Genomic DNA, 1,572 nt, shown 5'->3' with positions numbered 1-1,572 from the left:
AAAGAGATAAAAAAATGACCGCAAATGCGGTCATTTCAAGCCATAAAACTATTTTAATTTCTCACCATTGAATTCTCCAGCTAAACTTTCCAAGAATGAGGAGATATCATCAATATCTTGTTGTTTCGGCTGTTGAACATTACTTTGATATTTTAGCATCACTCGAACGGCTTCTTTAAGATCGCTTGCCGCGGCATCATGGAAATAAGGGGCGGTTAGAGCAATATTACGGAGTGTCGGTACTTTAAAACGATGCATATCGTAAGGATCTTTTGTTTGAGCAAAACGACCTTCGTCAGCCTCTGTTAAAGGAGTACCACGATCTTTAAAATAGTCTCCATAAAGCCCCATATATTCATAGGATTGTCCGCCTAGAGAAACACCGGTATGACAGGTGTCGCATTTGTTTTGTTTGAATAATTCATAGCCACGAAGTTGTTGTGCATTTAATGCTGTTTGACCGCCTTTCAAGTAACGGTCGAAATCACTATTTGGCGTAATTAATGTTTTTTCATATTCTCCGATAGCGTGAGTAAGGGTTTCTTTTGTAATTTTTGGGTATTCTTTCAAAAATTCTTTTTTGAAATCTTCATCCATTTCAAAGCGTGCGACGATCTCATCCCAAGAATTTGAGCCCATTTCAAGAGGATTAGTTGGAGGTCCTTTTGCTTGATCGGCTAAATCGGCAGCACGACCATCCCAGAATTGAACAAAGTTGAAAGCGGCATTAAACACTGTCGGTGCATTAATCGGTCCTTTTTTTCCGTCAATACCGGTTGAGGTTGCAAGACGATCTACGCCACCTTTATCTAACTGATGACAGGTGTGGCATTGAATACTTCCATCTCCGGATAAACGTCCATCAAAGAAAATACTATGACCAAGCGCTACTTTTTTGGCATCTGTTGGAATACTATCAGGAATTGGTTGAACGAGTCGATTTAGATCGGCATTAGGTGTTTCTTCCGGTAATAACATTTGACGCTTTTCACGAATCCAATTAAGTAAAAATGCCTTTTCCTGAGCATCAGGTTTAGAACCCCAGTGTAAATGAGTAAATTCAGGCAATGGCATTTCATCATTTTCAATTACACGCTGTAATTTTGCTAAATCAGCTTGTGATAATTTGCTTGGATCTTTTGCGCCTTCAAGTAACCGATCCATACGAAATGCACGAAGCCCGGCTGCAATATCATTTTGCATTTTATTGTTTATAACAGGTAATGCCGAATAAAACGGGAGTGTAGCATTGGGGCTATGGCAATATTGACATCCATTATTGAACAAGGTTTCTGCGACCTTTTGTTGGTCGTTAGAGTAGTGATTTTCCACTAATAATTTTGTGACCTGTCCTTTATCAAATTGATGAAGATAGCCCACAACACCTAAATAACCGATAATGCTCAACGCACCGATGCCAAGTACCCACTTTTTCATATAATCCTCCGGTAGAGATAAATAAATTCGACTAATTATCACTGATAAAGAGAAGAAGTTTTTTGATAAAAATCAAAAAATTTAATTTGCTAAAACTATAGATTTGATTGTTTGCAGTAAAGATATACTTAATTT

Annotated in this window: 1 protein-coding gene; it reads right to left on the bottom strand. The window is 37.9% G+C overall.

Features of this window, described 5'->3' with window-relative positions:
* Positions 1-48: 48 nt before the first annotated feature.
* On the bottom strand, positions 49-1,437 hold the full coding sequence (locus tag BKK47_RS11585; RefSeq protein WP_077494978.1) for a cytochrome-c peroxidase: 1,389 nt from the start codon (positions 1,435-1,437) through the stop codon (positions 49-51).
* Between the last annotated feature and the right edge of the window lie 135 nt (positions 1,438-1,572).

Origin of the sequence: Rodentibacter mrazii, from assembly GCF_001998825.1 — a bacterium.
Taxonomy (GTDB): Bacteria; Pseudomonadota; Gammaproteobacteria; order Enterobacterales; family Pasteurellaceae; genus Rodentibacter; species Rodentibacter mrazii.
This window is presented reverse-complemented; position numbering and strand designations above follow the sequence as displayed.